The organism is Finegoldia sp. P2-F-LR (genome assembly GCF_052932265.1).
In genome coordinates this window covers 1-21,585 of sequence record NZ_JBRFJF010000010.1, presented here as the reverse complement: position 1 = coordinate 21,585, position 21,585 = coordinate 1, and the positions used below count along the sequence as shown (strand labels likewise).

22 protein-coding genes are annotated in these 21,585 nt (G+C 32.3%); 1 reads left to right on the top strand and 21 read right to left on the bottom strand.

The genetic code is table 11. The features are described 5' to 3' along the window. Positions 1-31: 31 nt before the first annotated feature. Genes ACU68W_RS06975 through aroF form a run of 8 tightly spaced genes read right to left on the bottom strand, consistent with a single transcriptional unit; the run spans position 32 to position 7,229 of the window. Positions 32-1,075 (bottom strand): ribonucleotide-diphosphate reductase subunit beta, encoded by a 1,044-nt coding sequence (locus ACU68W_RS06975; protein WP_035109109.1) that lies wholly within the window; start codon positions 1,073-1,075, stop codon positions 32-34. A 28-nt stretch (positions 1,076-1,103) separates the two neighbouring features. Continuing rightward, positions 1,104-1,532: a type II 3-dehydroquinate dehydratase gene (gene aroQ, locus ACU68W_RS06970; protein ID WP_094207468.1), complete on the bottom strand. Its 429-nt coding sequence runs from the start codon at positions 1,530-1,532 to the stop codon at positions 1,104-1,106. After that, positions 1,513-2,724 carry a shikimate kinase gene (locus ACU68W_RS06965; RefSeq protein WP_094223710.1) on the bottom strand — a complete coding sequence of 404 codons (1,212 nt, stop codon included), beginning with the start codon at positions 2,722-2,724 and terminating at the stop codon, positions 1,513-1,515. The genes aroQ and ACU68W_RS06965 overlap by 20 nt, the downstream gene beginning before the upstream one ends. Continuing rightward, positions 2,721-2,972, bottom strand: coding sequence for a chorismate mutase (locus tag ACU68W_RS06960; RefSeq protein ID WP_094204009.1), 252 nt, complete (start codon positions 2,970-2,972; stop codon positions 2,721-2,723). The genes ACU68W_RS06965 and ACU68W_RS06960 overlap by 4 nt, the downstream gene beginning before the upstream one ends. Beyond that, positions 2,948-4,039, bottom strand: a complete 1,092-nt coding sequence (gene aroC / locus ACU68W_RS06955; RefSeq protein WP_446756326.1) for a chorismate synthase — start codon at positions 4,037-4,039, stop codon at positions 2,948-2,950. Before aroC ends, ACU68W_RS06960 begins: the two co-directional genes overlap by 25 nt. Next, entirely contained in the window at positions 4,023-5,219 is a 1,197-nt protein-coding gene (locus ACU68W_RS06950; protein ID WP_446756325.1) for a 3-phosphoshikimate 1-carboxyvinyltransferase, read from the bottom strand. Before ACU68W_RS06950 ends, aroC begins: the two co-directional genes overlap by 17 nt. Next, a complete protein-coding gene (gene aroB, locus ACU68W_RS06945; RefSeq protein ID WP_446756324.1) occupies positions 5,209-6,240 on the bottom strand; it encodes a 3-dehydroquinate synthase in 1,032 nt (343 codons plus the stop codon). The genes ACU68W_RS06950 and aroB overlap by 11 nt, the downstream gene beginning before the upstream one ends. Next, a complete protein-coding gene (gene aroF / locus ACU68W_RS06940; RefSeq protein WP_110057792.1) occupies positions 6,228-7,229 on the bottom strand; it encodes a 3-deoxy-7-phosphoheptulonate synthase in 1,002 nt (333 codons plus the stop codon). Before aroF ends, aroB begins: the two co-directional genes overlap by 13 nt. A gap of 92 nt (positions 7,230-7,321) precedes the next feature. Between aroF and ACU68W_RS06935 the strand changes: the two genes are divergently transcribed. Next, positions 7,322-7,693 carry a DUF6483 family protein gene (locus tag ACU68W_RS06935; RefSeq protein ID WP_278735533.1) on the top strand — a complete coding sequence of 124 codons (372 nt, stop codon included), beginning with the start codon at positions 7,322-7,324 and terminating at the stop codon, positions 7,691-7,693. Between the two features lie 29 nt (positions 7,694-7,722). Here ACU68W_RS06935 and ACU68W_RS06930 read toward each other — a convergent pair whose 3' ends face one another. The 13 genes from ACU68W_RS06930 to ACU68W_RS06870 all read right to left on the bottom strand — a co-directional run bounded on the left by ACU68W_RS06930 (position 7,723) and on the right by ACU68W_RS06870 (position 21,452). Then, entirely contained in the window at positions 7,723-8,571 is an 849-nt protein-coding gene (locus ACU68W_RS06930) for an aminoglycoside 6-adenylyltransferase (RefSeq protein WP_446756323.1), read from the bottom strand. Between the two features lie 5 nt (positions 8,572-8,576). After that, the gene (locus ACU68W_RS06925) at positions 8,577-9,215 is read right to left on the bottom strand and encodes an HAD-IA family hydrolase (protein ID WP_094223716.1); all 639 of its coding nucleotides are present in this window, start codon (positions 9,213-9,215) and stop codon (positions 8,577-8,579) included. A gap of 150 nt (positions 9,216-9,365) precedes the next feature. Further along, complete coding sequence (locus ACU68W_RS06920; RefSeq protein WP_094223717.1) at positions 9,366-10,541, bottom strand: ABC transporter ATP-binding protein; 1,176 nt, start codon at positions 10,539-10,541, stop codon at positions 9,366-9,368. Positions 10,542-10,550: 9 nt separating this feature from the next. Beyond that, entirely contained in the window at positions 10,551-11,786 is a 1,236-nt protein-coding gene (locus ACU68W_RS06915) for an ABC transporter ATP-binding protein (protein ID WP_446756322.1), read from the bottom strand. A gap of 11 nt (positions 11,787-11,797) precedes the next feature. After that, on the bottom strand, positions 11,798-12,715 hold the full coding sequence (locus ACU68W_RS06910) for an ABC transporter permease (RefSeq protein ID WP_094223719.1): 918 nt from the start codon (positions 12,713-12,715) through the stop codon (positions 11,798-11,800). Between the two features lie 9 nt (positions 12,716-12,724). Continuing rightward, positions 12,725-13,651 (bottom strand): ABC transporter permease, encoded by a 927-nt coding sequence (locus ACU68W_RS06905; protein WP_094223720.1) that lies wholly within the window; start codon positions 13,649-13,651, stop codon positions 12,725-12,727. A gap of 72 nt (positions 13,652-13,723) precedes the next feature. Further along, the gene (locus ACU68W_RS06900) at positions 13,724-15,376 is read right to left on the bottom strand and encodes a peptide ABC transporter substrate-binding protein (protein WP_094223721.1); all 1,653 of its coding nucleotides are present in this window, start codon (positions 15,374-15,376) and stop codon (positions 13,724-13,726) included. Between the two features lie 539 nt (positions 15,377-15,915). After that, a complete protein-coding gene (locus ACU68W_RS06895; protein WP_446756321.1) occupies positions 15,916-16,932 on the bottom strand; it encodes a threonine aldolase family protein in 1,017 nt (338 codons plus the stop codon). A gap of 88 nt (positions 16,933-17,020) precedes the next feature. Then, positions 17,021-18,781 (bottom strand): DUF4153 domain-containing protein, encoded by a 1,761-nt coding sequence (locus ACU68W_RS06890; protein WP_446756320.1) that lies wholly within the window; start codon positions 18,779-18,781, stop codon positions 17,021-17,023. A gap of 86 nt (positions 18,782-18,867) precedes the next feature. Then, positions 18,868-19,344, bottom strand: coding sequence for a methylated-DNA--[protein]-cysteine S-methyltransferase (locus ACU68W_RS06885; protein WP_446756319.1), 477 nt, complete (start codon positions 19,342-19,344; stop codon positions 18,868-18,870). 35 nt (positions 19,345-19,379) lie between these two features. Next, positions 19,380-20,078, bottom strand: a complete 699-nt coding sequence (locus ACU68W_RS06880) for a hypothetical protein (protein ID WP_242428030.1) — start codon at positions 20,076-20,078, stop codon at positions 19,380-19,382. Further along, a complete protein-coding gene (locus ACU68W_RS06875) occupies positions 20,044-20,931 on the bottom strand; it encodes an ABC transporter (RefSeq protein ID WP_316511253.1) in 888 nt (295 codons plus the stop codon). The genes ACU68W_RS06880 and ACU68W_RS06875 overlap by 35 nt, the downstream gene beginning before the upstream one ends. A gap of 8 nt (positions 20,932-20,939) precedes the next feature. Beyond that, on the bottom strand, positions 20,940-21,452 hold the full coding sequence (locus tag ACU68W_RS06870; RefSeq protein WP_012290931.1) for a phosphatidylglycerophosphatase A family protein: 513 nt from the start codon (positions 21,450-21,452) through the stop codon (positions 20,940-20,942). Positions 21,453-21,585 lie beyond the last annotated feature (133 nt).

The window sequence follows — 21,585 nt, the reverse complement described above, 5'->3', positions numbered from 1 at the left end:
GCATTTCCTGTATAAAAATGCCGGGTATATTTTATAAATCGTCTTCTATTATCGCTGACTTCGAATAAGCTGATGGTTTTGCTTCGAAGAAATCTGTCTTGATTTTATTTGGGTCAGAATATTCGCTTACCCATTTCATTGAAGGGATTTCTCTCTCATAACCTGGATAGATAACTCCAAAACCAAGTCCTGTTGATCTCAAATTACCCAAGTATTTGATGTAATCTTCAACCATTTTGATGGACAACCCTTGGATTTTTTCACCGATAACGTATTTTGCCCATTCAATTTCAGCTTCTGAACCTTGTTTTATCATTTCTTTGTATTGTGCATTTTTTTCTTCAGTAAATAATTCTGGACGTTCTTTTTTCAAATCTAAAATCATCGATCTGAACAACCACAAGTGAGTGTTTTCATCTCTGTTAATGTATCTGATTTCTTGTACAGTTCCCGGCATTTTGCCCATTCTTCCCAAATTATAAAAGAACATAAATCCAGAATAGAAGTAAATTCCTTCCAAGATATAATTTGCGATGAGAGCTTTCATGAAGTTTCGTTCGCTTTTTTCTTCAAAAAAGTCGTTGTATTGATCTCCAATAAATCTGTTTCTTTCTAACAAAAACTCATCATCTTTCCATTGATACAATATGTCTGTTCTTTCTTCTGGAGAACAAATGGTATCCAAAATATAACTGTAAGATTGTGAGTGAATAGATTCTTGAAATGCTTGAATAGATAAGCACAAGTTTATTTCATTAGCAGTGATGTATGCTTCCAAATTTGGAAGTTGTGCAGTTTGTAAACTATCCAAGTAAATCAAAAACGATAAAATCTTGTCGTAAGCAATCTTTTCGTCTTCCGATAAATTTCTGTAATCTTTGATATCTTGATTCAAGTTGATTTCTTCTGGAATCCAGAAGTTATTCATAGCTTGTCTGTACCATTCACTTGTCCAAGAGTATTTTATGTTGTTAAAATCGTTCAAATTAGTAGTATTGCCATTAATTATTTTTCTCTTTGATAATTCAATATCTCCGTGTTCATTAAATAAACCACGTTTTTGTAATTCGTCCATTACTCCTCCTTGATTTTTCATACCTATATTATATTCTATTTAAGAAAAAATCGATAGCCTCAATATATCCATCTGCTCCTTTTCCTTTGATAACTTTTTTAGCAAAAAGTGACACGTAAGAAAGTTTTCTGAAATCCTCTCTTTCATCTACATCTGATAGATGCACCTCAACTGTGTCTACATCTACAGCTTTCAGTGCATCCAAAATAGCAACAGAAGTATGCGTGTATGCTGCAGGATTGATGATTATTCCATCTGCTTTTTTATATGCACTTTGAATAATATCCACGATTTCTCCCTCGTGATTTGATTGATAAAACTCTACGTCAATTTGATTTTTTGCGCAGTATAAGTTTATCTTGGATTCAATGTCTTGTAATGTCAACTTCCCGTAAATTTCAGGCTCTCTTATACCAAGCATATTCAAATTTGGCCCATTAATAATATATAGTTTCATTGAAATCCTCCACGATTAATTTGGCAGTTGTTTTTGCGTTGTAATTGTTGAAGTACTTGTCACTGAATCTTCGATACAAATAATTTCTGTTTTGTCTAATCTCACGCATAGTATTCGTTTTGTAAATCGGCCTGTTTTTTCTGGATAGTTTCCTGTTCGGTCTGTCAATCCAATAAACAACTGAATTTTGATGAAGATAATAAAAATTTTTCTTCATAGTTACAGCCCCTCCACCAGTTGCGATAACCAAGTTCTTTTTTTTGGAAAATTCTTCTAAAACTTCAGACTCTATTTTTCTGAAATATTTTTCGCCTTGTACTGCAAATATATCATTAATATTTCCATATCTTTGCGTGATGATTTTGTCGATATCCACAAGTTTCTTGTTAGTGTTTTTTGCGATGATTTTAGCAACCGTACTTTTACCACTTCCAGGCATTCCAACCAGTGCAATATTCATATTTTTCGTTCTAATTTTCTGTACGATATTTTCTACAACATCATCGTCTATTTTTTTAGAAGTAAAAATCTCACACGCTTTTACAGCTTGATACACCAGCATTCGCAAACCATTGTCGTTTGGAATTTTAAGTCTATCACAATCCATTAAAAGGGAAGTTTTGTTCGGATTATAAATCACATCGAACACAGCTTCTGGTCTGATTTTCCCTAATTTTATAACTGATTTCAAATTATTCGGATACATTCCCACTGGAGTTGCGTTGATTAGAACGTCGCATTTTTTGTAATAATCTACATCTTCAAACTTATGCTCACCTTTTCGTGAAATCACTTTAATAGTTCTTGCTTGAAGTCTTTTCGCACACTCTACGGCTGTTTTACTAGTCGCACCATCACCTAAAATCACTACTTCCTTACCTTTCAAATCGACAATTCGACTAATCATATACTCCATTCCGTCGATGTCGGTGTTATATCCTTTGATAGTATCAGAAAATTTAATCGTATTTACGCATCCGATTTTTTTCGCGTCTTCACTCATTTCGTCCAAGTATTTTATGACGTCTTCCTTGTACGGAATAGTTACATTTATTCCATTGATATCCTTTCTTTTGAAAAATTTATCCAAATCATCTTCTTCAAAATATTCGTATTTGTAGTATCCTAATAGTTCGTGAATTTCTTTGGAATAACTATGCTTTAAAGATTTTCCTAATAATCCGTATTTCATTTCAAATTATCCTGAATTTTTTTTGATTCTAGTAAAATTTTGGATTCAACTTCCTTTATATTGTCGCGGTATTTTAAATTTGTTTGTTCTATTTTTTCAAATATTTCCTTTTCTCTCGATTTGTCTTCTGTCTCAATATTATTCTTTGATTTAAAATCTCCAATTTCAGAACAAATCTCAAATCTTTTCTCTAATAATCCGGCGATTTCAGAATCAATTTTATCTATTTCTTTTCTAAATTTTTCCATCCATACTCCTTTAACAAATCGTAAATCACAAAAGCTGTGATTGACTCCATAACGCTTACGGCTCTGATACCAATGCTTGGGTCGTGTCTTCCTTCAACAGTCAAGGTAGTGTTCGTTCTACTTCTCAAATCAACCGTATCTTGTGTTATCCCAATCGATGCTGGTGGTTTGATCGTAACCAAGGAAATTATCGGCATTCCCGTCGAAATTCCTCCCAGTATTCCACCGTTATAATTCGTTTTGGTTTTAATTTGTTCGTTTTCTATATAATAGCAGTCATTCACAACAGATGCATTTGATTTGTCGAATGATTTCCCCAAACCAAATTCAACCGATTTTACTGCTCCAATTCCAAAATAGCTTTGTGACAATCTAGATTCAATCGAATCAAAAAGCGTATCTCCAACTCCCGATCTCAAATTATACACAACAGTTTCGACACTTGATCCAACGGAATCTTTTCTATCTCTTAAACTTTCTATCTTCTTGTCTATTTTATCGATTATTTCATCGTTTATTACTTCGATTTTTTTATTTTTCAAGTAACTGTAGTCTGTAAATTTTAAATCATCAAATCTTTCATCTACAATATCACCGAGTGAATACAAGTGACTGAACACATAAATATCGTGTTGCTTCAAAATTTCTTTTGCAATAAATCCTGCCACGTTAATCACTGCAGTTAATCTTCCAGAAAAATGTCCACTTCCATTGATATCGTTGAAACCATTGTATCTAACAATTGCTGGATAGTCCGCATGCGATGGCCTTGGCGTATTGTAGATATTTGTGTAATCTTTTGAGTGATGATTTGAATTTTTAATCACAAAAGATAATGGAGCACCCGTTGTTGTATCATTCAATATCCCCGATACGAACTCAACCTCATCGGATTCTTTTCTAAGTGTCGTGTTAGATTTACCGGGAGATCTTCTTTTCATGTGTGCTCTCAATCTTTCGTGGTCGATTTTGACTCCTGGATCAATTCCATCAATCACGCCACCAATCATTGAGCCATGCGATTCTCCCCATACGGTTAACTTAACTAATTTACCTATAGTTGACATCGCTACCCAACCTTTCTATTTCTTCAAAAAATGATGGATAAGATTTCTTCACAGCTTGCCAATCTTTGATTTCAACTTCTTTCGTAATGATAGACGCTATTGCTGCAGCCATTACAATTCTGTGATCATCACAAGAATTTATAACAGCCGGTTTCATTTCTGATTCATAAATTATTAAATCATCTCCGTCTATTTTGCAGTTTATACCGAATGATTGTAGCATATCGTAAGTTGATTGAATTCTATCCGATTCTTTTAACCTCAATCTTTTAGCGTTTTTTAGAACCGATTTGTCGCATTTTTGAGACAAAACCACTGCCAAAATTACATATAAATCTGGTGTTTGTGATATATCTATTTCACAGTAATCTCTGTTGTTATTTATTTTTTCTAATAATTCAACTATTTTTCTGTCTGCTTGAACTGAGTCCATGTTTAAGTTCTGAACGTTTATATCTGCACCTAATTCATTTGCACACAAGAAAAACGCTGCGTTTGACCAGTCTCCTTCTACGATAATTTCTCCTGGTGATTTTAAAGCCCCTGGTTTTACGATTACTTTATCAAATAAAATCTCGGAATCTACTCCAAATAATCTCAAACATTCTTGTGTGATTTTGATATATCCTGTGGATTCAAGTTGTGATGTCAATTTGATTTCACAGCCACCAATAAGTGGTGCAATCATCATAATCGCAGAGATATATTGGCTGGATACATCGCCAGGAAATTCGAAATCAATTTTATGAAAAGTTCCATCAACTGTAAAAGGAAGTTTATCTGCACTAAAAGTAAGCCCCGATAATTTCAATTGATCCATCAATTCTTTTATCGGCCTATCTTGTAATCTACCAGTGCATTTTACGTTAGTTTTTTGAGACAAAAAACTAACCAACGGAAGCAAAAATCTAAAAGTTGAACCCGAATCATTTACATTAATGTCAGACACATCTTTTTGAAAAAACGAAGGATGAACTGTAACTTCATTTTCGTTTATGTCGATTTCAACTCCCAAATTTCTCAAACAATCAATAGTTGTCATTATATCGTTTGAGAATTCATTAATAACAATTGTTGTATCGGTATCTGCAACACTTGCTAAAACCAAAAACCTGTGTGCAAATGATTTGGAAGATATAGCGTCCACCGTTCCTTGTAAATTGTCCGTTTTAATCTTCATAAATATCACTCAATACCTTTTTGTAATCAGATTTGTTCATACTCAAAACCGTACAGTCTCCGATTTCTTCGGAAACTATCAAACTAATCATGTCTTTTGTATTTTTCTTATCGCGAAGGCTAACTTCATAGACATCTTCCTCAGAATAATCGTAATTATCATCCAAATTATACATTTTCAAAACTTCCAAGATTCTGTTGTAATCTTTGCTGTATTCTTTCGCCATGCACTTCATTCCGAAAGCCACGGCATGTCCATGCATAACATTATAATCGGACAATTTTTCGACAGCATGTCCCAATGTGTGCCCGTAATTTAATAATCTTCTCAAATTTTGTTCCAACTTATCTTTTAATACGATGTCTTTTTTAATACTCACACAAATCTCCACAATTTCCGATAAATTGCTTTGTTTGGTGTATCTTTTGGAACTTATCATGTCGAATAATTCTTCATCAAAACAAATCGCGTATTTGATAATTTCCCCGAAACCATCTTCAAACACGTAATCGTCTAAAGTTTTCAGCAAAAGTGGATCAATAATGCAAAGCTTTGGATCTTTGAACGCTCCAATTAAGTTTTTCCCAGTTGGCAAATCAATCCCAGTTTTAGAGCCCACGGATGAATCCACCATTGACAAAACAGTCGTAGGAATTTGAATGAAATCAATCCCACGCATAAAAGTCGCAGCTACAAAACCAGCCAAATCTCCAACGACTCCTCCACCAAAAGCAATCACAGTGTCATTTCTGTGATAAGACATACTCATGTAAGTCATTATTTTTTCGTACTCTGATAAACTTTTGGAAGATTCTCCTGTTTTTATAACGTAAAATTCATGTTCAATCTCCAATTCATCTAATAAAATATCCAATGTTTTGTGGTGATACCTATCGACATTTTCATCGGTAATAATAATCGCCTTTGATTTTATGAAATTTTTCAAATAATCGCGTGATTGATTCAACGCATCAAGACCAACTATTAGATCGTAATTTTTGACATTTATTACTGAATACATTGCCTTAATTTCCTTACTTTTCTCATTATAGTTCTAAATCTTTCGCAAGTTACAGATTGAGGCCCGTCGCTTAGCGCATTTTCTGGATCGTTGTGAACTTCAATCATAAGTCCATCGCAGCCTGCAGCAGTCGATGCAAGTGATAATGGTTCGATCAAAGTATACTTACCACTCGCGTGTGATGGATCCATTATAATTGGAAGTTGTGACAATTCCTTCATCACAGAAATAGCTGAAATATCCAAAGTGTTTCTTGTATAAGTTTCGAAAGTTCGAATTCCTCTCTCGCACAACACGACATTTTCGTTGCCACCAGTCATAATGTACTCAGCGCTCATTATCCATTCCTTATAAGTCGCACTCAAACCTCTCTTTAGTAAAATTGGCTTATCTGAATGTCCCAACTCTTTAAGCAAGGAATAATTTTGCATATTTCTAGCTCCAACTTGCAACATATCGACATCGTTGAAATAATCCAAATCAGACAAATCCATTATCTCTGTAATAATTGGAAGTCCAGTTTCTTTTTTTGCTTGGATTAACAAATCAATTCCCTTTTTGCCTAATCCTTGGAATGCATAAGGCGAAGATCTAGGCTTAAAAGCTCCGCCTCTAAGGATATTTGCTCCGTTTTCCTTCACGCTTTTAGCAATCGTAATAATCTGTTCCTCGCTTTCAACAGAACATGGCCCTGCCATGACGCAGAAATTTCCGTCACCTATTTTTACACCATCTACATCGACAATTTTAGGTTGTGGATGGTATTTCTTGTTTGCCTTACTGAAAGGTTCTTCTATTCTAATAACCTTGTCCACAATATCAAAGCGTGATATTAGCTTTTCATCAATGCTTGAAGTATCTCCTATTAACGAAATAATCGTGTATCTATCGCCAACAGTTTCGTCAACTCTGACATTTTGTCCATTTAAAAAATCTATTAGTTTTTTTACTTCCTTTTCGTTAGGATTTCTTTTTAATTTTACAATCATAATTTTCTCCGATAATCTTATTCTAATAATAGTATATCAAAACTGAGAAATTTAGTATAATATAAGTAGAGAAATTTAGAAAGAGTGATAATATGATAGAATCAAACGATTGGCTACTAAAACAAATCAATGTGGTCAGTGAATTTTTGCAAAAATTATTTACAGATATGGAAACAAATAGAAAATTAAATGAGAATGAACAGTACCAAAAAGATTCGTTCGAATTTGAAAGATTGTTGGAAAATCTAATCGAACAAGATAGAATAAACGATGCTGAAAATATTTTGTTCGAAAAGCTAGAAACAAATAATCTTATGTACGCAACAATCGCAACGAGATTTTATGACAAATTAAAAGGACTTTCGGATGAAAAACTTCAAAAATCAAACTACAGTCGTGACGAAATCCTACAAGGATTAAACGATATGTGTGATATGTTTGGTTTGGAAATATTCAAGGGATAAAAAAAGCTGGTTTATAAAAACCAGTTTTTTTAATCGTATGATCTTTGCCATATATCTCTAATTTTTTGCATTATATCGCGGTCAACCCTCTTCGGATATTCATATCCCAGAAGCTCTGCGACATGAAGTCCTTGTTTTCTAAAAAGGTCACACGATTTGAACAATGTACTCCACAGATTCTCTATTTCAGGAAGTGGATATGTTTGCAAATATCTTTCGTAATGATCTTTTGGAAGATAAGTCTTGATATATTCGTAATTGTATCCTATATTAACATTGAAGTCGTAATTACTACCAATATAGTAACCAGTCATTTTATCTACGTTCTCTCTGACATGATAAAACATTTGAATAGCGTAGATTTCTTCTTTTCTATACAATCCCTTTGCTACGTTCAATGAATTTATGAACATCTGATTGACTAGTGATTCAAATTCATGCTTAGTTGGCTTTAATTGTCTGAAACAAACATCTGATTTGGTACTATTGCCAACTAAAACTTGGTCTTTGTCTACTAATATTTCCGCTTGGCTATCTTCATTAATATAAGCTTGCATCGTGTTTTCTTTTATAAAAAATATTCTGACTTTTGAGATATCGCTCAGCACTATAGTGTAGCTTATATTGTGAGGATTAATTTTATTTGTGTAGGTTAATTTATCAGATTTCTCTAACATTAACACATCACCGAATAAGTTTTCAATGAAATGTGAATCCTTAAACTTTTCAAGATCACTAACGCCGAAAACAAAGTGGTAATCAGTGTTTTCGTCCTTTTTCAAAGTAGGATTAAGTCTTCTTCCAGTTTCTATAAGACTTCTAACTTCTTCATTTTCATTTGAAAAAGAAATAACTTTATTTTTTATATTATTTACCATTTCAATCACCTATTATTAATCACATAATCGTATATATCAGTTGGTTTTTGTGCAACAAATACGGCGTTTTCGTATTCTTCTTTATTCCCAAATCCATATTCAGCTGCTATTGCCCTGATATTATTCATCTTAGCACCTTCAATATCGTGATGTCTGTCACCAACCATTATAGATTCTTCAGGCTTTATTCCAGTCTTATCCAATAAATAAGCTATAACATCCTCTTTTTCAACTCTGGATTGATCCATAGTCGCACCAGCAGTATATGAAAAATATTTCAACAAATTATTATCTGATAAAATTTTCCTAGCTGAAGATTCAACTTTACTTGTAGCCAAATAAATTTTATATCCTTCATCATAAAATTTGTGTATAGTTTCTACAATTCCATCGTAGAGTTCCATTTCTTTCATACCTTTTTTGAAATAATAATCTCTGAAATCTTCAATTCTTTCTTTGGATTCAATTTCACTAAAACCCAACTCCGTATAACTGTCTTTTAAAGGTGGACCTATAAAAGATATAAGCTTACTTTCATCGTATTTGAAATTTATTTTATCCAAACTAAACTTAACAGCATTTACAATTCCCTCATAAGAATTCGTAATAGTACCATCAAGATCAAATATTATATTTTTAATCATAATTCCCCTCTCGATTTATTATATCATAGCAAATTTACTGTGGTGTAATTATAAATTATATTTTAACACCAATGGTTATTTTATCATATATTTGTTTTTGTGTTTGAATTTTGGACAAAACAAAACCCCGCACATGGCGGGGAATATAATTTATTTTGTCATTCCTGTTGAATCGATGTTTCTAGCTTGTGCTTCATCATCTAATCTCTTGCCCATTTCTTGTTCAGCTGTTGTTTCTTCAACATTTTTTTGAACTTCAGATTGTGGTGTACGTTGAAGCTTTTCATCTTGTTCTTTCATAGCTCTTATACCTTCATCCAATCCTTTATCGAATAAGTGGCAAGCTACAAAGTGTTTATCAGCAATTTCTTGTAGAACTGGTCTATCAGTTTTACAGATTTCCATTGCATAGTTACATCTTGTACAGAATTTACATCCTTCTGGTGCGTTAATTGGTGAAGGAATTTCACCTTGTAATTTAACACGTCCTTCGCTTGAAACATCAGGATCTGGAATAGGAATTGCAGAAATCAATGCTTTAGTGTAAGGATGAAGTGGTTGATGATAAATCTTTGTGTTTGAAGATACTTCTACCATACTACCTAAATACATTACTCCAATTCTATCTGAAATGTGTTTTACCATTGATAAATCGTGAGAAATAAACAAATAAGTTAATTTCTTTTCTCTTTGTAATTCAATAAGTAAGTTTACTACTTGTGCTTGAATACTTACATCAAGCGCTGAGATAGGTTCGTCACATACGATAAATTCTGGTTCTACCGCCAAAGCTCTGGCAATACCAATTCTTTGTCTTTGTCCACCAGATAATTCGTGTGGGAATCTAGCTCCGTGTTCAGCGTTAAGTCCTACAGTTTTTAATAATTCTGTAATTCTGTTTTGAATATCTTTTTCTTTCATTTCAGGGAAGTGAACTCTGATACCTTCTCCAATGATATCACCAATTGTCATCTTAGAGTCAAGTGATGAATATGGGTCTTGGAAAATCATTTGAGCTTTTTTCTTAAAAGCTTGTCTTTCTTTACCGCTCAATTTTGAAGTATCTTTTCCTTCATATATAACTTTACCATTTGTAGGTTCATATAAATTAATAACTGTTCTTCCGCATGTAGTTTTACCACATCCAGATTCTCCTACAAGTCCGAAAGTTTCCCCTTTATATATTTTTAAATTTACATTTTCAACAGCTTTTAAAGTCTTGTTTTTACCAACTTTGAAAAACTTATCCAAGTTTTCTAAATCAACAAGCACTTCTCTGTTTGAATAATCTATGTTCGTTTCTTTTATTACTTTAGTTTCTGACATAATTCACTCCTAATAAGGTCTTTCAACTTTTGGTGCTTGTTCATGTGTTAACCAACATCTGCAAACATGATGGTCTGAATATCTAGTTTCAGGTGGCTTCTTTTCTCTACAAATTTGCATTGCATAATCACATCTTGCCGCAAATGGACATCCTGGAATTTCCATCAATAAATCTGGTGGTGTTCCACCTAATGAATACAATTCATTGTCTTTTGATGAATCAAGTCTTGGAACGCTCATCAACAATGCCCATGTATATGGGTGATGTGCATCTTTGAATATTTCTTGAACTGTACCAGTTTCCATGATTTCACCGGCATACATTACTTGAATTCTGTCTGCAAAGTCAGCTACTACACCTAAATCGTGAGTTACAAGAACTATAGAAGTGTTTTTAGTATCTCTCAATTCTCTCATCAAATCCAAGATTTGTGCTTGAATAGTTACATCAAGTGCTGTAGTTGGTTCGTCAGCCAAGATTACATTTGGATTACATGCCAATGCTATGGCAATCATAACTCTTTGTCTCATACCACCAGATAATTCGTGTGGATATTGTTTAACACGTTCTTCAGCGTTAGGAATGTTTACAGCCTTTAATAATTTAATAGCTTCTTTTTTAGCTTCGTCTTTTGATAAATCAGTGTGTAACAAAAGAGATTCTGTAATTTGCTTACCTATTTTCATAGTTGGGTTAAGAGATGTCATAGGGTCTTGGAATATCATTGATACATCAGAACCCTTGTATTGTCTTAATCTCTTCTTATCCATGTTAAGAACTTGTTCATCCATATATTTAATTGAAGATGGTTCTTTGATAACTGCAGATTGAGGTAAAATTTGAAGTATAGATTTACTTACTACTGTTTTACCACATCCAGATTCACCTACTAAAGCCAAAGCTTCTCCATCGTAGATGTCAAAACTTACGCCTCTTACAGCCTTTACTTCGCCAGCATAAGTATTGAAAGATACATTTAAATTATCTATTTCAATTACTTTTGGTCTGTTAGTGTAGTCTTTAGGTATTCTTGCAGTTCTAGTGAGTTCTTCTGATAAATTTTGTTTTTCGTTCATATTATTTTCTTCGTTAACTTTATCTTCTACAACTTCAGAGGAAACATATTTAGTTGTAGTTTCTACTTCATTATTTTCATTAATTACAGTTTCTTCAACTAATGTTTCTTCTGAAAGGTTTTGTTCTTTTTTTAATTCATCTACATCTTTGTATTTATTCTTGCTCATGTTTTTTCCTCCTACTGTCTAAGGTTAGGGTCAAGCGCATCTCTCAAACCATCACCTAACAAAGTAAATGAAAGCATTGTTAACCCGATCATTAGAGCTGGGAAAAACAATTGATAAGGATAAAATTGGAATACTTGTTGAGCTTGTGAACACATAAGTCCCCAAGAAGTTTCTGGAGGTTGTACACCAAGTCCTAAGTAACTTAAGAAAGCTTCACCGAATATATATCCTGGAATATCAAATGAAATTGATACAAGTATTACGTTCAAAGTATTTGGAATAAGGTGTTTGATAATGATATCTTTGTTGCTTACTCCCAATACACGAGCTGCCATGATATAGTCTTGTTCTTTTAATGAAAGAATTTGACCTCTTACAAGTCTTGCAAGACCACACCATCCTGTGATAGTCATGGCTAAAATAAGTGTTCCTACACCATTTGAGTTTAAAGCTAATCTTAAAATGATTACTAATAATAGGTAAGGTATAGAAATCAATATTTCTACAATTCTCATCATTATTGTATCAACTTTTCCACCAAAGAACGCAGAAGCTGCACCATAGATAGAACCAATTACAGTACCAATAATAGCACCTGCAAGACCTATTATGATAGAAATTCTACCACCTCTCCAAATTCTTGTGAATATATCTCTTCCAAGTTCGTCAGTACCGAACCAGAATTTTGAGTTTGGTGTTAAGTTAATTTCTCCCACTAATTCTTCATGAGAATATCCAGTTAACATCGGTCCGATGATAACCATTACAATTAAAAATACTAATATAATGAACGCAACTAAAGCTGCCTTGTTTTCTTTAAATCTTCTCCAAGCGTCAGACCAGTATGTAACTACAGGTCTTGCTATAAATTCAGAAGTTCTATCTTCATCTGAAAGTCTTTGAAATTTGCTTTGATCTATTTTTTCCATACTAATCCCCTAATCTACAATTTTAATTCTTGGATCTGCTATTCCGTATAAGATATCTACAACTAATTGAGAGACTAAGAACAAAAATGCATAGAATATTGTTGTACCTATAATCATAGGATAATCTCTGGCAGTTATAGAGTTTACAAAGTAACTTCCTAAACCTGGTATAGAATACATACTTTCAATAATGAAAGATCCTGTAAAAATACCAACGATTTGTGGAGCTATTATCGTGATGATAGGAAGTATAGCATTTCTGAATACGTGTTTTCTAATTACATTGAAGCCTGATACACCTTTTGCTTTTGCAGTTAGTATGTAGTCTTCGTTTAAAACTTCCAATACATTACTTCTCATGTATCTAGCATAAGTAGCTATTGAGCCAAAGCATAATGCTATTGAAGGCAAAATTGTATACTTGATTTCGTCTCCATATCCAGATGTTGGAAACCAGTTTAGTTTTACTGCGAAAGCGTATTGTAAAAGAGCCCCCAAAATAAATACAGGTATCGTAATACCCAAAATAGCCAATACGCTGATAATATAATCTGGCACTTTACCCCTGTTTAAGGCAGCAAGAATACCAAAAATAATACCAATTGTAATACCTATTACCATGGCTTGTCCACCAATTCTTCCAGATACTGGAGCGGTTTGAGCTATAGTAGTCTTAACTTCTCTACCTGGATATTTGTATGAAGCGCCTAAATCTCCATGTAATGCATTTTTTAAAAATATTGCATATTGTGTTGATACTGGTTTATCCAAACCGTATCTAGCTTTGTAGTTTTTGATTGTTTGCTCTGGAAGAGTTTTACCCATAGCAGACAATGGATCCCCTTGAATGTTATGCATCAAGAAGAATGTTGCTGTTGTGATTACAAATAATGTAAGCACCATGTACAAGATTCTCTTTATAAGATATTTTAACATGAGTCCTCCTATATACAATTAGTAGGCTGTTACAAATTATTTGTAACAGCCTGCCATTTGCTACTAGTTATTTTATTTTTTTTCTAAATAAGTGTCTTTATATCCTGCTGTTGAGAATTGGTTTAAGTTAATATGTTTTACATAGTCTTGGTAGTAAATATTAGTAGTACCAGAAATGATTGGAATAATAACTGTTTCATCAGCTAGGATTTGTTCAGCTTTCTTATACAATTCTACTTGTTTGTTTTCGTCTTTTTCTTTGGCAGCATCTCTGATTAATTTATCGTATTCTTCGCTCTTCCATCCAGTTCTAACTGCGTTAGCACTTGAAGTGAATAGAGACATCATTGCTGATGGGTGGTTGTAGTCAGCAGTCCATGCTAAATATCCCATTTGGTAATTACCTTTGTTGATTTTACCAGAAAGGATAGCCCATTCCATCATTTCCAATTTAACCTTAACACCAAGTTTGTTTTGGAAGTTTTGTTGGAAATATTCACCGGATTTCTTTAATTCTGGTGAGTTAGTCATAATTAAGCTTACTTCTAATTTAGATGGATCTGGATCCATTCCTAATTCTTTAAGACCTTCAGATAATAAAGCTTTTGGATCGCCTAATTTGTCAGCCATTTCTTTAACAGGGTTACCTGCCATTTCTCTGTATTTCAATTCGTTAATTGTAATAGCTTTTGGAACCCAGAAATAAGCTGGTTCTGATTTTCCTTTAAGAACTGTTTTGTTGAAGCCTTCTCTGTCTAAAGCGATGTTGAATGCTTGTCTAACTTTTTTGTTCTTGAATAATTTATCTTGGTGGTTAACTGCGAAGTAATCTACTGCTGGAAGGTCCACTTTTTGAGTCTTAGTTCCTTCTCTCTTGTCAAACTTAGATGTCCATTCTGGTTTGTTAGTACCTACACTCATGATTTCCCCAGATTGGAAAGCATTCATTCTAGTGTTTTCATCAGTTAATACTCTAATGTTTACTTTTTCTAATTTAACTTTGTCTTTGTTCCAGTAGTCTTTGTTCTTTTCAAGAACTAACTTAGAGTTATGACTCCATTCAGTTAATTTGAAAGGTCCGCAACCTACGATTGTATTAGCTTCAGAACCAAATTGTTCACCGTTTTTTTCAACTATGTCTTTTCTTTGTGGGAACATTACTCTGAAAGGTACGATGTTAATGAAATATTGTGCTGGAGCGCTTAATTTGATTTCCAATGTTTTATCATCAAGAGCTTTAACTCCTAATTTATCTAATGGAGCTTTTCCTGAGTTAACTTCTTGGAAATTAAGTATATCAGCTAACAAGAATGATGAACCAGAACCTGTCTTAGGGTCTGCAGTTCTTTTAATACCATATTCAAAGTCTTTAGCAGTTAATGGTTGACCATCATCCCATTTCAAGCCGTCACGTAATGTGAATGTATAAGTCATAGCATCTTCAGAAACTTTCCATTCTTTAGCTGCCGCTGCTTCTGGTTTCAATGTTAAATCGTCGTTTTGAACTAATCTGATAAGTGGTTCATATACATTATTTACGATTGTATTTCCATAAGCGTCACTACCTTTTTGAGCATCGATAGAGTCAGGATCGGCAGCTACAAAAGTATTGTATACTGTGTTTTCTCCCTTAGCTCCACCTTTTGAGCCTCCATTTCCACATGCTGTACCAGCAACCATAAGGCCGGCTAACATCAAGGCAACAAACCTTTTCTTGTTTCTCATTTACAATTCCTCCTTAAATATTTTAATCTTTATGAGAAAATCCGAATTAATCGTGAATACATATTTTAAAATATATAAGTTCAAGCATTCACTTTTTTCGTAATTTCATTATAACATGAATTTATGAAAATGATAACATAATCATCGTTTTTTCAAAATATTTTAATATTAAATTGTTATTTTATTGTCTTGTTAGGATTTTTTCTAAAATTTTTCGTTTTAATTTATCTTTGCTTAATTGTAAACATTTCGTAATAATCACTATTTTGTTGAAATATTGTTTTCATGAATTTATTATTTGATATTGGTTATCACATCTACCTTGAGTGAAATATTTTTATATTTTTCAGTGGCTTTTTTATGTTTTTTTGCGCAAAAAGATTAATAAACGAATTTAAGCAAATAAAAGATTAGATATTTTAGGTATTTACACCATAAAAGCATTTAGTAGTTTTTTGTAAATCATTGTAACTTTTTTGTAATATTTTTTTATTTTTAAAAAATCTCTATCAAAAAAGCGACCATTTAAGGTCGCAATTTTATAAGTCATTTATCAATTCATCTACCATGTGCTCTTCCGTAGACCATGATGTACAAATTCTTACATTTATGTAATCATCTGTTTTGTAATTTTCGCAAAAATTATATTTATGTTTTAATCTGTGATATCTTTCATAATCCATATTTACGAATATTGTATTGGTAGTAGATTGAGTAGCTAACACATAGTTTTGTTCTTTTAATCTTCGTCTGATTCTGTCAGCCTGTTCATCTGCTTTTTCAGCTAATTTGAAAATTAAATCGTCAGTAAATAGCTCTCTAAATTGAATTCCCAAAAATCTGGATTTAGCAATCAACATTCCAGAGCCTTTGATGTAGTTTTTAAAATGAAGCTTGAAGTCATCGTTGTTTAATATCAATGCTTCTCCAAACATAGCCCCGCATTTTGTTCCTCCGACATATGTCGCATCGACAATATCACAAATTTCTTTTAATGTTAGGTCGTTGTTTTTTGCGGCTAATGCATATGCAAGTCTAGCACCATCCATGAATAAATACAGTCCATGTTTGTCGCAGACTTTTTTTATTTCCATAAGTCTTTCTTTAGTGTAGATTGTTCCAGATTCCGATGAATTGGTTATGTAAACCATTTTTGGAATTGGTTTGTGAAAATATGCAGGATCATTCATTCTTTCTGATACAAACTTATCTATTACTTCTGGAATTAATAATCCATCTTCATCTTCTACTATTTCTATTTTGTGACCAATATCTTCAATAGCCCCTGTTTCTAATGTATTAATGTGCGAATTATCACATGCGATAACACTTTCGAAAGGTCTTAGCGATGTTTTGATAACAAGTTTGTTACAAGCTGTTGATCCATGTAAGAAGTAAACGTCTTGATCAGAAATCTTTTTTTTGATAAGTTCTTCTGCTTGATGAGTGTATTCATCGTTGCAATATCCTTGTTGTTGAACCATGTTGGTTTCTTCAAGTGCTTTTATGATATTTGGATGAACTCCTTCTAGATAATCACAGTTAAAATTATACATAATTTTCTCCTCAATCTACAATAATTAATTTGTTAAAATACAGATTTATTATAACACTTGATAATTTTTTGTAAAGAATATTATTCAATTATTTTGTGTACAAACATTTGATTTGATAAGTCATTTTTTGTCCGCTATCATAAAAACTATCCACTCTTTCAAGTATAGTTTTATATTTAGTTTCGCCAATCACACCTTCATCTACAATGGATAAATCAGGATTTTCCGTGTCAATATCAGGGCCTTGTTCATTCCAGAAATCTTCTAACTTGTTTCTGAATGTTTCGATATTAAGTTTGCCTATTTTTTTGCCTTTGTATTGTATAACAATTACGTTTGATTTTTTAGAAAACGTAACTTCTGGATTTCCTGTGTTGTTTATACTTTGATTAGTAAAATCGTATTCGAATACTATGTTTTCTAGAAGTCTATCGTATCCTGTTGTATCAATTTCTAATTTATTGTTTGCATAAAATCTATTTTTACCATACAAAGATTCAAATTCATCGCCTCTAAACCCAAATACTCTTTTCATATTTATTTCCGAAGTTGTGAATTTTTCATTCAAAAAAGCCAATTCTTTTGCTGAATGTTTTCTTGTAAAATAGTCAAGCTTATCTTTTATTTCCTTTATTTTAGCTGGATTTATATTTTTTTGTGGTTTTATTTCGCCATTTACAAGAAGATTTTCTTCAATTAACATTTTTTCCAATCGGTTTTTTTGATTAATTTTACTTATATTGTATGCAGAAACTGGTCCAACTGATGATATCAAAGTTAATATCAACAGAGTTGTAGGTATCGTGATGTATGTCTTCTTGTTGAAGAATAAATAGTAAATCATTGATATTACAATAAAAACTCCGCCAATTACAACAAGATATCTTTCTTCTGTAACTCCATAATATGATATTCTGATTCCTATTGAGTAAAACATCATAACTGAAAGTATCAATAATATTATAGGTTGAATTTTATTGTAAACATTTATGAATTTGTCTTCTACAGTTTTTGATATGAACAAGACAACTACTGAAAGCAATCCATACCACAAAATAAGATTTGTGATGATATTGTTAGGTATCGTCTTTAAAACTACTACCTTTATTATATATAGAAGTAAAATAAAACCGTATATCAAAAATATCGGAGCAATAATTCTCGTAAATAAAAACTTAAAAGGCAAAAGCCATTTGATTCTTAGATTTTCGTCACTATATTTCAACGGGAATTTGGATAAAATTATAGATGCATTTAGCAATAGGAAAATTACCGCTGCACATGATACTACGACATTACTAAGATTAAATTGTAGCTTAAAAAGTTCTTTTGTCGTGAATAAAATCGCAACAATTCCTATAAATATCGTCACGCAATAAATCAACGATTCTATTATTGATAAAACGATTTTAACTGCGTAGTCGGCATAGTCATTTTTCTTATTAAAGTGACCTGCGATAAACATTCCGACAAAAAGCGTCACAAATAATCCCATTTCCGTGATTTGATTTCTAAGTACGAAGGACTTATCTACCTTTATTATTAGCAAATAGCATACTAATCCCATAATCACTGAAACAATTGTATATACCAAAGCTTTTTTGCCCTTGGTGATTTCTATATTTCTGTCAGTGATTATCAGCTTTACAATCATGTAGCTCATCGCAAAATAAAGTGAAGAAATAAGTAAATCAGCTGTTAATGTACTATTAAATGCTCCAACTTCAATATTCCATATCCCTATAATTGCAAATATTGTAGCGACAAATATGGAAAACAATACTATCGGATATAGTTTGATTGTTTTCTGTAAGTTTTTTAGTTTCGATTTAAAAATATCTAACCTCATAATTTCCTCCTGCTTTTCTATATTATATCACGATAAATATCTTAAAAATCGCTTGAAAACATTTGTTGCAATTTCGTAAACATTGCTCAAATATTTACAGAAGGTTTGTGATTTTGTTCCAAATCTAATAAATACTTTTTCTTTTCTATACCAAATTTATATCCAGTGAGCTCATTGTTTTTTCCGATCACTCTGTGACAAGGTACTAAAATCATCAAATCATTTGAGTCAACAGCTCTTCCAACTGCTCTTGCTGATGTTTTTGTGTTGTAAATTTTTTCGTATTTTTCTTTGATGTCGGTGTATGTCGCAGTTGTTCCATACGGAATTTCACATACTAATTTCAATATCTTAGTTGCATAATCTGATTTGTCAATTAATATATCGTCAAATTGTCCTGTAATCTTACCCGAAAAATAATCGTCCAAATAATTCTTACATTTTTCAATTATTTCATCAGTCCCCTGTTCTACAAAAAAATCTGTGAATTCACATTTTGTTATATTTTTTCCGTCACTTTCGATAAGAATATTTCCTATTTTTGATTTATAAATATTTCTCATATAAAAAAAGCTCGGATTATTCCGAGCCATCTCCTCTATTTTACATTTAAACTTTTGATGAAGTTGGTAAATAATACAGACAATATAAGTGCTATTACTCCAACTCCCAAATAGATATACATGTTAAGTCCACTAAATAATTTGAATGCTGATATTAAATATTCTGAGAAGAACACATTCAAGGCAATAACAATCGCAGTAAATAATATGAATATTTTCACTGCTCCGAATTTGTACGCTAAGAATATCAATGAATTCAATGCAAGGCTACACACTGATGTGATTACAAAAACTATTGGCATATATGACAACAATGAACCTTTTGTGAATATTCCAATCTTGTCGTAATAAATTTCGATTTGTTTTGCATGTAAAAATCCCGATAAAATTCTTGTTAGATAAATTACACCAATTATAATTGCAAATACCAACACAACGTTGAAAATTCTTTCAAAAATCATAGCTTTTTTGATTTGTTTTCTGTGATAAGATGATTCGATGTTCATTCCAAAATCTTGGAAATAATCCTTACTTGCTACCAATAAAAAGTAGAAAGTGTTGAATAAAAACATCGGCACAACGTATGTGAATAGTGGAAGTTTTCCAAAATCGAATTTCCATATATTAAAGTAGGAAAGTCCTCCAATGATTGCTAATATTACAACAGATACAAGAAGAGTGTAAAATGCGTATGCCAAACTATTCGACAACTTCTGTTTTAACAGTCTTTTCATAATTTCCCTCCTCAATCATTGTAATTAATTCGTCTAATGGTAATTTTTTGATTACACAGCCGTTATTTTCAAGTAAAATTCGTTCATCTTCGTTGATTTCATCGAACATTTTGATTTCATCTTCTAATCCATCAGAAGTTCTCGTCAATATTCTTTTGTAATTCATAGCAGTAATGATTTCCTTAGGTCCACGAACCACATTTGCTTTTGTAAGTATGTTGTGCTTAGAATCCTTGAATTTAACGCTACCATCTTGCATCAACACCAAGTAATCAAAAAATACTTCCTCCGCAATTGGAGCTGAAATCAGTATTGTGTTTCTGATTAATTCTTGACGTTTTTTCATTATATCTATGAATTCCAAAGAAAGTTTTTTGTCTACTATTTCAAAATTTTTTAGTAATACTATCTTTTTATTCGTAGCAAGTGCCGCAGTCATAAGCACGATGTTGCAGTAATCCTCTTTCAAATCCTCTAGTCTTGCAAATTCATCAATCGCAAATCCTTTTAGCACAGAGTCCACAAATTCTTCGTCGAAATAAGGATTCAACTTCTTTTTTAATTTAAGATACTTCTTCACCTTCATCGATGAGTTATAATCTTGTAAAAATGTTGAAAATTCAACCTCATTAGTTAGTTTTGGATTCTTTAGGACGTTTTCTTTTTCTTCAAAACCATACAAGAATTCTCCATTGTATTTAGTTGTAAAAGATCCTAAAATATCAAACAATTCATCAATGTTTTTATCGTGACCTGTAAACAAATATATGTAACCTTCTTCTATTTCAAGGCTACAATCCAAGTCAATTTTTTTCAATCTTCTTTTTTTGTTTATGTTATCTATCGTATACATAAAATCTCCTATTTAAATCTCGAATGAGACAACCTACTTGCCGCAGCCGCTGCGATCGCAGCCACTATATCATCCAAAAATGTGTTAACGCAATCAGTTTTCTCCACATCTAGCTCTTTGATAATTCCGATCTTTTCCTTATCCAAATACCCGAAATTAGTAAATCCAATCGAACCGTACACGTTGATTATTGACAAAGCCAACACTTCATCAATTCCATAAAGTCCTTCGTCTGATTCGATAATTTTTTGAATAGGATCATCAAATAATTTCTTATCACAAGCTTTGTCGATTGCAATCCCCGTTAACACGCATTGCAACACTTCTCTTTTTTCTAAAACTCTCTCTACATTTTCAGTGCACAATTGCATCGTCAAATTCGGATAATATTTTTCTTGTAAAGTGAACACTATTTTTGAAATATCTTCTATCTCAACGCCTCTTTCTTGTAATTGGCGAATCGTAATCTCCTTCAATTCTTGAATAGTATAAGGATATTCAGAAACTTTTTTTCTACCCATGTTACCTCCTCGTATATTATAGTTGTAGTAATTAATACTACATTTTGTTCTCTATCCCACTTTCTTATGGGATAATAATTGTATAGATAGAGGTCGTAGTTAACCTCCTTGAAGCTAGTCTTCCCAATTTAGG

Excerpts from the sequence above, each read along its gene's own strand:
- ACU68W_RS06870 (WP_012290931.1), bottom strand. The coding sequence starts at position 21,452 with ATGGGTAGAAAAAAAGTTTCTGAATATCCTTATACTATTCAAGAATTG.
- ACU68W_RS06965 (WP_094223710.1), bottom strand. The coding sequence starts at position 2,724 with ATGAAATACGGATTATTAGGAAAATCTTTAAAGCATAGTTATTCCAAA.
- ACU68W_RS06890 (WP_446756320.1), bottom strand. The coding sequence starts at position 18,781 with ATGAGGTTAGATATTTTTAAATCGAAACTAAAAAACTTACAGAAAACA.
- ACU68W_RS06915 (WP_446756322.1), bottom strand. The coding sequence starts at position 11,786 with ATGAGCAAGAATAAATACAAAGATGTAGATGAATTAAAAAAAGAACAA.
- aroQ (WP_094207468.1), bottom strand. The coding sequence starts at position 1,532 with ATGAAACTATATATTATTAATGGGCCAAATTTGAATATGCTTGGTATA.
- aroC (WP_446756326.1), bottom strand. The coding sequence starts at position 4,039 with ATGTCAACTATAGGTAAATTAGTTAAGTTAACCGTATGGGGAGAATCG.
- ACU68W_RS06930 (WP_446756323.1), bottom strand. The coding sequence starts at position 8,571 with ATGGTAAATAATATAAAAAATAAAGTTATTTCTTTTTCAAATGAAAAT.
- ACU68W_RS06910 (WP_094223719.1), bottom strand. The coding sequence starts at position 12,715 with ATGGAAAAAATAGATCAAAGCAAATTTCAAAGACTTTCAGATGAAGAT.
- ACU68W_RS06905 (WP_094223720.1), bottom strand. The coding sequence starts at position 13,651 with ATGTTAAAATATCTTATAAAGAGAATCTTGTACATGGTGCTTACATTA.
- ACU68W_RS06925 (WP_094223716.1), bottom strand. The coding sequence starts at position 9,215 with ATGATTAAAAATATAATATTTGATCTTGATGGTACTATTACGAATTCT.
- ACU68W_RS06900 (WP_094223721.1), bottom strand. The coding sequence starts at position 15,376 with ATGAGAAACAAGAAAAGGTTTGTTGCCTTGATGTTAGCCGGCCTTATG.
- aroF (WP_110057792.1), bottom strand. The coding sequence starts at position 7,229 with ATGATTGTAAAATTAAAAAGAAATCCTAACGAAAAGGAAGTAAAAAAA.
- aroB (WP_446756324.1), bottom strand. The coding sequence starts at position 6,240 with ATGTATTCAGTAATAAATGTCAAAAATTACGATCTAATAGTTGGTCTT.
- ACU68W_RS06960 (WP_094204009.1), bottom strand. The coding sequence starts at position 2,972 with ATGGAAAAATTTAGAAAAGAAATAGATAAAATTGATTCTGAAATCGCC.
- ACU68W_RS06875 (WP_316511253.1), bottom strand. The coding sequence starts at position 20,931 with ATGTATACGATAGATAACATAAACAAAAAAAGAAGATTGAAAAAAATT.
- ACU68W_RS06920 (WP_094223717.1), bottom strand. The coding sequence starts at position 10,541 with ATGTCAGAAACTAAAGTAATAAAAGAAACGAACATAGATTATTCAAAC.
- ACU68W_RS06880 (WP_242428030.1), bottom strand. The coding sequence starts at position 20,078 with ATGAAAAGACTGTTAAAACAGAAGTTGTCGAATAGTTTGGCATACGCA.
- ACU68W_RS06975 (WP_035109109.1), bottom strand. The coding sequence starts at position 1,075 with ATGGACGAATTACAAAAACGTGGTTTATTTAATGAACACGGAGATATT.
- ACU68W_RS06950 (WP_446756325.1), bottom strand. The coding sequence starts at position 5,219 with ATGAAGATTAAAACGGACAATTTACAAGGAACGGTGGACGCTATATCT.
- ACU68W_RS06935 (WP_278735533.1), top strand. The coding sequence starts at position 7,322 with ATGATAGAATCAAACGATTGGCTACTAAAACAAATCAATGTGGTCAGT.
- ACU68W_RS06895 (WP_446756321.1), bottom strand. The coding sequence starts at position 16,932 with ATGTATAATTTTAACTGTGATTATCTAGAAGGAGTTCATCCAAATATC.
- ACU68W_RS06885 (WP_446756319.1), bottom strand. The coding sequence starts at position 19,344 with ATGAGAAATATTTATAAATCAAAAATAGGAAATATTCTTATCGAAAGT.